The sequence below is a fragment of the Streptomyces phytophilus genome (assembly GCF_013870535.1).
GTDB lineage: Bacteria > Actinomycetota > Actinomycetes > Streptomycetales > Streptomycetaceae > Streptomyces > Streptomyces phytophilus.
Genome location: NZ_JACBXC010000167.1, coordinates 1 through 7,811, shown reverse-complemented (window position 1 = coordinate 7,811; position 7,811 = coordinate 1). Strand labels below are relative to the sequence as shown.

9 protein-coding genes are annotated in these 7,811 nt (G+C 71.6%); 3 read left to right on the top strand and 6 right to left on the bottom strand.

Annotated features, from left to right (window positions below; genetic code table 11):
* Positions 1-178 (bottom strand): LysR family transcriptional regulator (locus tag H5J30_RS11250; RefSeq protein WP_181787290.1); only part of this gene is annotated, 178 nt, incomplete at its 3' end.
* An 80-nt stretch (positions 179-258) separates the two neighbouring features.
* On the opposite strand from H5J30_RS11250, the gene H5J30_RS11245 reads away from it, so the two are divergent.
* Genes H5J30_RS11245 through H5J30_RS11235 form a run of 3 tightly spaced genes read left to right on the top strand, consistent with a single transcriptional unit; the run spans position 259 to position 3,029 of the window.
* Positions 259-1,614 (top strand): MFS transporter, encoded by a 1,356-nt coding sequence (locus H5J30_RS11245; protein WP_258563251.1) that lies wholly within the window; start codon positions 259-261, stop codon positions 1,612-1,614.
* Positions 1,614-2,255, top strand: a complete 642-nt coding sequence (locus H5J30_RS11240) for an NAD(P)-dependent oxidoreductase (protein WP_181787289.1) — start codon at positions 1,614-1,616, stop codon at positions 2,253-2,255. The genes H5J30_RS11245 and H5J30_RS11240 overlap by 1 nt, the downstream gene beginning before the upstream one ends.
* A 45-nt stretch (positions 2,256-2,300) precedes the next feature.
* Complete coding sequence (locus H5J30_RS11235; RefSeq protein WP_181787288.1) at positions 2,301-3,029, top strand: SDR family oxidoreductase; 729 nt, start codon at positions 2,301-2,303, stop codon at positions 3,027-3,029.
* 7 nt (positions 3,030-3,036) lie between these two features.
* On the opposite strand, the gene H5J30_RS11230 is transcribed toward H5J30_RS11235, so the two are convergent.
* From H5J30_RS11230 to H5J30_RS11210, 5 genes are all read right to left on the bottom strand, one after another.
* Positions 3,037-3,774: a Clp protease N-terminal domain-containing protein gene (locus tag H5J30_RS11230; protein WP_181787287.1), complete on the bottom strand. Its 738-nt coding sequence runs from the start codon at positions 3,772-3,774 to the stop codon at positions 3,037-3,039.
* Positions 3,775-3,807: 33 nt separating this feature from the next.
* Positions 3,808-4,566, bottom strand: coding sequence for a metallophosphoesterase (locus H5J30_RS11225; protein ID WP_181787286.1), 759 nt, complete (start codon positions 4,564-4,566; stop codon positions 3,808-3,810).
* A 109-nt stretch (positions 4,567-4,675) separates the two neighbouring features.
* On the bottom strand, positions 4,676-5,059 hold the full coding sequence (locus H5J30_RS11220) for an ATP-binding protein (protein WP_181787285.1): 384 nt from the start codon (positions 5,057-5,059) through the stop codon (positions 4,676-4,678).
* Positions 5,060-5,484: 425 nt separating this feature from the next.
* Complete coding sequence (locus H5J30_RS11215; protein WP_181787284.1) at positions 5,485-6,738, bottom strand: helix-turn-helix domain-containing protein; 1,254 nt, start codon at positions 6,736-6,738, stop codon at positions 5,485-5,487.
* A 574-nt stretch (positions 6,739-7,312) separates the two neighbouring features.
* On the bottom strand, positions 7,313-7,811 hold a 499-nt coding region (locus tag H5J30_RS11210), incomplete at its 5' end, for a vWA domain-containing protein (protein ID WP_508470412.1).

The window sequence follows — 7,811 nt, the reverse complement described above, 5'->3', positions numbered from 1 at the left end:
CGCGGGTGGGGCGCACCTTCCGGCTCGTACGGTCGAACAGCCGGGCGCCCAGCTCCCGTTCCAGCTTGCCGATCTGGTGGCTCAGCGCCGACTGGACGACGTGGCAGCGCTCGGCGGCCCGGGTGAACCCGCCGGTGTCCGCGACGGCGACGACGTAGCGCAGTTGTTGCAGCTCCATGCGATCCATCGTGATACGAGATGGATCGGATGACAACTATGTGTTGGACTCATCGATGGTGGTGGGCGGAGCCTGAGGCCATGACAACGGACTCGGCATCCCCTCGCGAGGAACCCGCCGCCCTCGGGCGCGGACTCCTGCTGCTCATGGCCACCGCCACCGGGCTGTCCGTGGCGGGCAACTACTTCGCCCAGCCCCTCCTCGACCTCATCGGCCGCGACCTGCACGTCGGCAGCACGCTGGCCGCGCTCGTCGTCACCGCCGCGCAGACCGGCTACGCGCTGGGCCTCATCCTCCTCGTCCCCCTCGGCGACGTGACCGACCGGCGGCGGCTGTCCGTCGGCCTCTTCGTCGCCACCGCCGCGTTCCTCGCGCTCACCGCCGCCGCCCCCAACGGACCGGTGCTGCTCGCCGGTACGGTCCTCACCGCGCTGGCCTCCGTCGGCGCGCAGGTCGTCGTCCCGTACGCGGCCGGGCTCGCGGCGCCGGAGGAGCGGGGGCGGGTCGTCGGCATCGTGATGTCCGGCATCCTGCTCGGCGGGCTGCTGGCCCGTACCGCCTCCGGCGCGCTGTCCGAACTCGGCGGCTGGCGCACCGTCTACTGGGTCAACGCCCTCCTCATGGCCGGCATGGCCGTCCTCCTCCACCGCCACCTGCCGCGCCTTCCCGCGGTCTCGGCTGGGATCTCGTACCCGGCACTCCTGCGCTCCACCGTCGCGCTGCTGCGCGAGGAGCCGGTGCTGCGGCGGCGGTCGGCGATAGGGGCGCTGTCGCTGGCCTCGTACAGCGTGCAGCTGACGGCGCTGACGTTCCTGCTGGCCCGGCCGCCGTACGGCTGGTCGGAGTCGGGGATCGGGCTGTTCGGGCTGGTCGGGGCGCTGGGCGTGGTGACGATGACGTTCGCGGGGCGGCTCAACGACCGCGGCCACGTCCAGGCGGTGACGGGCGCGGGCGTGCTGCTGCTGACCGGCTCGTGGGTGCTGCTGGGGGTCGCGGGCGAGTCGCTGCCGTGGCTGGTCGCCGGGATCGTCGGCCTCAACGTCGCGCAGCAGGCGGTGCTCAACAGCAACCAGGCGGTCGTCTACGCCATCCGCCCCGACGCCCGCAACCGCATCAACTCCGCGTTCATGACCAGCTTCTTCGCGGGCGGGGCGGTCGGCTCGGCGCTGACGTCGGTGGTCTGGGCGCGGGGCGGGTGGCCGGCGGTGTCGGCGCTGGGCGCGGTGCTGGCGGCCGGGACGGTGGTGCTGTGGGTGGCGGAGCGGGTGGGCGCGGCGCGTGGTGCGCGTGGTGCGCGGGGAGCCGCGCGGGAAGGGGCACCGGAGCCGGAACCGGAGACGGGACCGCATACGGGACCGGAGACGGGACCGCAGCCACGCCCCGCCGCGACCCCCGCGACCGTCACCCGCCCGGCACACCAGAGGAGCGCTGTCTGATGCGTATCACCGTCTTCGGCGCCACCGGCGAGATCGGCAGCCGTATCGTCACCGAGGCCCGGACCCGCGGCCACGAGGTCACCGCGGTCGTCCGCACCCCGCGCCCGCCCGGCGCCCTGCCCGCCGACGTGGACGTACGCATCGGCGACGCGGCCCGCGCCGCGGACGTCGCGGCGCTCGGCGCCGGACAGGACCTGATCGTGAGTGCCACACGCCCGGCACCGGGCGCAGAGGACCAACTGCCCGTCATGGCACGGGCGCTGCTCGCCGGTGCGGCGGCGTCAGAGGTGCGGCTGCTGCTGGTCGGCGGGTCCTCGACGCTGACCCTGCCGGGCAGCGGCGGCGTCCAGGTGATGGACGGGCCGGACTTCCCGGCGCCGTGGCTGCCCATCGCCCGCGCCTGCGCCGTCCAGTTGGAGGTCTGCCGGGCGGCGGGCCCGGATACGGACTGGGCGTACGCCAGCCCGCCGCACCTGATCCTGCCGGGCGCACGCACGGGCGCGTACCGGCTGGGCGCGGACGAGCTGGTCGTCGACGGCGAGGGCGAGTCGGCCATCTCCATGGAGGACTTCGCGGTGGCGCTCCTGGACGAGGCCGAGCAGCCGAAGCACCACCGCACGCGCTTCACGGTGGCGTACTGAGAAGATCGTGCGACGACGCCCGATCCACCAGGCAGGAGCGCCGACATGAGATTCGACGACCACCGCGTGGTCATCACCGCGGCCGGCCGCGACTTCGGCCGCACCCTGGCCGTCCGCCTCGCGGACCTCGGCGCGGAGGTGTTCCTCTCCGCCCGGAACCTCGCCGCCGCCGAGCGGGTCCGCGACGAGATCCGCGACCGCGGGCACCGGCAGGTGCACGCCTTCTCCTGCGACCTGACGGACCCCGCGTCGATCGCGGAGTTCGCGGCCGGTGTCGGCCGGCGCACCGGCCGTGTGGACGTCCTGATCAACAACGGATCCCGCTACCTGCACGGCCCTGACCTGCTGTCCGCCTCCGACGCCGACGTGGTCGACACCCTCGCCTCCGGCGCGACCGGCACCGTCCTGACCGTGAAGAACTTCCTGCCCCTCCTGCTCGAATCGGAGAAGCCGGACGTGGTGACCATGGTCTCCGCCGCCGGCACGGCGGGGCACCACCGCTCGGAGGCGCACGACGCCTTCTACGCGGCCAAGAGCGCCCAGGCGGGGTTCGCCGAGATCCTCTCCAAGCGGCTGCGGCCCCGGGGAGTCCGGGTGATCTCCCTCTACCCGCCCGACTTCGACAACCCCGACCCGCTCTCGGAGGAATGGGAGACCACGCCGCGCGGGGCGCAGGACGCCCTCACGGCGCAGTCGCTCGTGGAGTGCGTCCTGTTCGCGGTCTCCCAGCCCCGGGACTGCTTCATCAAGGCGTTCCACTTCGAGCAGGTATGACCGCGTCCTACGCGCCCGGGTTCCGCAGGGGCGCGAGTGCGGCCTCGATGTGCGCCTCGGCCGCCGCCCGGTCGACGCCGAGCCGGGACAGCACGCCGTCGCCGTTCTCCTGCTCCAGCAGCGCCAGCAGGATGTGCTCCGTACCGATGTAGTTGTGGCCCAGCCGCAGCGCCTCGCGGAAGGTCAGCTCCAGCGCCTTCTTCCCCGCCGCGTTGAACGGGATCAGCTCCGGCACCGTGCCCTCCGCCGCCGGCGGCAGCGCCGCGGCGGCCTCCTGCCGCACGGTGTCGAGGAGGATGCCCTGCGAGACGATCGACGCGGCGCCGATGCCGGCGGGGTCGGCGATGAGCCCGAGGACGAGGTGGGCGGGCCCGATCTCGGTGTTGGCGGCGGCCCGCGCCGCGTCCTGGGAGGCGACCACCACGTTCTTGGCCCGGCCGGTGAACCGGGCGAAGCCCTCGCTCGGATCGAGCGTGAAGCCCTCGTCCGAGCCCTTGGTCACGAACCGCTTCTGGGCGGCCTGCCGGGTGACGCCCATGCTCTTGCCGATGTCGGTCCAGGACGCGCCGGAGCGCCGCGCCTGGTCGACGAAGTGGCCGATGAGGTGGTCGGCGACGTCGCCGAGGTGGTCGGCGGCGACGACGGCTCCGGTGAGCTGGTCGAGGACGTCGGGGTGGACCTTCTTGATGGCCTCGATCAGGTCGTCGAGGCGTACGGGATGCGTGGAGCGCTTCGGTTCCGTCATACTGACAACCGTAGGTTGACACCCCGTCGTGCGTCAACCCTCGGTTGACACCGTGCGGAAGTGGGTGGTCAGCCGGTGGCCCTCGTCCAGGACGTGGAACGCCACCCCCGGCGGCAGGTCGAGACGGACGTGCTGCCCGGCGTGCGCGGCCCGCTCCCACGGCAGCAGGACGGTGTTGACCACCCCGGGCGCGACGAGCAGCGGCAGCCCCGCGAAGACGGTGGCGGCGGCGGTGTGCGCGTGCCCGGCGAGGAAGGCCGTGATCCGGGGATGCCGCCCGGCCAGCTCCGCGAGCCGCTCCTCCCCGAACTGCCGGATCCCGTCGACGTACGGAAGGTGCAACGCCACCGGCGGATGATGAAACGCGACGAGCACCGCATCCCCCTCCGGCACCCGCCGCACCTCCTCCTCCAACCACCCCACCGTCTCGTCCCCGAGCCACCCCTCCGGCTTCCCCGGCACCGACGAGTCGCACGCGAGCACCGTGAACCCCGCCCCGCGAAACACCTGATCCACCGGCGCGGTGTCCGCCGGCTCCTTGAGCAGCCCCCGCCGGAACGCGGCCCGGTCGTCGTGGTTCCCGGGACAGACCAGCACCGGATGCCGCGAGTCGAGCAACTCCCGGGCGACGGCGTACTCCTCGGGCGTGCCGTGGTCCGCGATGTCACCGCTGACGAGGACGAGATCCAGGTCGTACGGCAGATCCTCCAGGTAGTCGACCACCGCGCGGGTGCGGCGGACGCTGCGCTCGTCGTCGATGTGAATGTCACTGAGATGCGCGATAACGGCCACGACGTACTCCCCTCCCCGGCACGCCACGACAGACGCCCCGTGGCGACCGACGCTACGTCTCGCCAACACCGCAGGTGAACATCCACTTCAGAGAAGGTGGCCCGCCCCCTCACGGGGCGAGGGCCTCCTTGAACACGACCCAGACGACTTTGCCGACGCCGGTGCGGTCGGAGGTGCCCCAGTCGTCGGCGAGCACGTCGACGAGGCGCAGCCCGCGCCCGCGGTCGGCGGTTTCGTCGGGGGCGCACAGGTGCGGGCGGGTCTCGCCGGCGTCGTGGACCTCGACGCGTACGGAGCCGTCCTCGACGGTGACGTACACGCGAAACTCGCGGCCCCGGGGGGTGCCGTGCAGCAGGGCGTTGGTAGCGAGTTCGGAGACACAGTGGCGGATGTCGTCGGCACGGTCGTCGGTCCCGACGAGGGACGCGACGAAGTCGCGCGCTTTGCCGACCGATCGGACACTGCGGGGAAACCCGCACGCGTGGGTGGTCATGGTGCTGACCCCGTTCCGGGTGGAGCCGAGTTGTTCCTGCCGGTTTCATCGCCCGGCTGCCCACGCTCGGAAGACTCGACGGACCAGGGGCCGGGCAGCAACTCCGGGGGTGGCATGACGGATTCGTTCAGCGTTCTTCCGTCAGGGGTGTCGTCCTCGTGCGGCTGGAGGTCGTCCAGGCGCGCCACCCATGCCCCGCCGCCGCTGGGCGGGCACACGTGGAAGAGGTGCGTACCGGTGTCCTCCGGTATGGCGATCACGACCCCGGCGCGGCGCCTGGCCGTGTCCCACACGGCATCTCCGCGCCGGGGGGTCCAGCCGGCAGCCACATCTGCCAGCGTCCGGCGCCGGGCGGAGTCCCGCGGTGTTCGTCTCCCTGCCGTCATGCAACAGACGGTAGGCAGTCGGTTACCCGTCCATATGCGTCAGCGGAATAAGCCCTGGTCGTCGAGGTGAAACCGGTTCGACATCCCTCTCAACTGTTCACGTGTGGAGGTTCGTTCGGCATAGACGATCTTGCGGAGCGTGGCGCGGGCAATGGGGTGGTTTCGCACGAGCTGCGGTGCCAGATCCTCCGCCTTGCGGAGCTGGTTCAGCGCCGTGTGCCGGTCGCCGTTCCACAGAAACGCCCTGGCCATATCCATGTGGTGGTTACCCCGACGCGAGTGGGGAAGCGAGTCGATCTCCTCCGGGTCCGCGTCGTCGTTCAACTCCAGCGAACGCACGTGGTCCCCGGCCTCCAGAGCGGTCGCGATGCCGTGAACCGTCACGTTCCCGGCGGAGAACGTGACCGACTGCCGATCGAAGACGGGAGGTCCCTCGTAGCGGCCGATCCGTACCGCTGTCTCGGTGGCGTCGGCAATACGGGCTCTGGACTCCGCCACGTCGCCGGCGCGCGCCGCCGAGACCGCTGCACGGAGGTGCAGGATCCCCCGCAAGCGCAGAGCCATCTGGTCATCCCGCTCGGCGTAGTCCTCCACGGAGTCGAGCGCCCGGTCGGCGAGAACCATGGCGTCGTTCCAGTCGGCGGTGGCCCACATGTCCCAGATCCGCATGTAGTCCGCCACAGCGGGCATCAGTGGGTCGCCGGACAGCTGTGCCGACCACATCGCGCGCTCACACGCGAGGGCGATCAGTTCCGAGTGGCCCAGTGCGTGGGCCGCCGTATGCGTGGCCTTGCAGCACACGGTGTAGACGGCGAACGCTTCCTCGCGCTCGTGGCCGGTGGAGACTTCGGCCAGAGCGCGCGCCTCCCGGAAGAGGTCAGGCATCTCCCGCAGGATCGCCGTGTTCGCGGCAGCGTCCCGCAGCCGATGGAGGCGCTTCACGTCTTGCCAAAGCTGTCGGCTCGGGCGTGGGGTGCCGTCGAACGTGGGAGTGAGATCAAAGCGGCGCAGCTCGCGCATGATGGACGTGGCCGCGACCTGCCACTGGTTCTCCGGGACGTTGCTCGTGTACGGACGATCGAGCAGGTCGTTCGGATGGCAGTGCAACGCGGCGGCGATCTGGTTGATCAGCCCCGTGCGATCCAGCTCCAGCCTGCCGTTCTCCACCCGGGACAGCCAGCCCTGGGTCTTCCCGACCGCTACCGCCAAGTCGGCCTGCGCCATCCCGAGACGCAGACGAAGGCGCTTGATCCGGCGCCCGATCGCCTCTTGCTCCTCCAGCGGGTAGGGCATAAGGAACTCCGTCCTGACCTCTGATACTCAGAACGGTACCCGTCCGGTACGAGGGCGACAGCCCGAGCGGGGCCAGGGGCGTGGGACACGAATCGCTGCCGCAGGCAGACGGCCTGCGGGACGCGCAAGGCGGGAGTGACCGAGGTGTGCGGCCGGTGGAGTTGAGGCGGTATGGGCGGGGTGGGGTCGCGGCGGTGCGGGGGGTGTTGCTCGACGTTCATGACGCGGTGTACGCGGACTGTCCCGACCCCCTTTCACTCCCGCGAGCGCTTCACCCACTTCCTCGACCTCTGGTCCTCCCCGGAAGAACTGGCAGTGCGTCGTCGGGAGGGAGGGCGGTGATGCGGTGGGGTATGCCTACGGGGCGCTGCTTGCGCCGGGTGGGTGGTGGAAGGGGAGTGTGCGGAGGATTCATGACGCGTTGATCGCGCCCGTGGTGGCGGATCTGGTTTCCCTTCAGGTGGAGACCGGGCATCCGAAGGTTGTTCGCCTGTACGAGAGCTGGGGTTACCGAGTCTCGACGGGTGCGACGTCGGTGACGGCTCGCCTCCGTACACGGTGATGGTGAAGCGGCTCACCGGCGGGCGGTGACCCCGGGGGGTTCCGTCACGACGAAGAGGCCCGAGTCCGGGGGGCGTTCCTCGGAGCGGCCTCTGAGGTCCGTCAGGTCGGTGCCGTCCGGCCACCTGGTGCGGGTCGCCGACCAGAGGATGCCGACCAGGTCGGTGCCGGTGAGGTCGACCCCGCTCAGGTCGTCGTCGGTGAAGTCGTCCAGCGCGCCGTGGAGGAGGGCGTCGGCGAGGCCCTTGGTGGCCGGGGGCAGGCCCAGGAGGGTGGCGACGGTGCGGGTGCGGGTGTGGGCCAGGTCGCGGGCGCGGGTGCGGGCGCGCAGCAGGTCGCGGAGGCGTTCGCGGTCCCGGGTGCGGGCCGGGTCCAGGTCCTCGGCCAGGGTGGGTTCGACGAACCCCGCGAGGAGGTGCGTCAGCGTCACCGCCTGGTCGCCGGCGATTCCGCGGGCGAGGTGGTCGAGGTCGAAGTTGAGGTCGACGTCGATGGCGTGGGCGAGTTCGAGC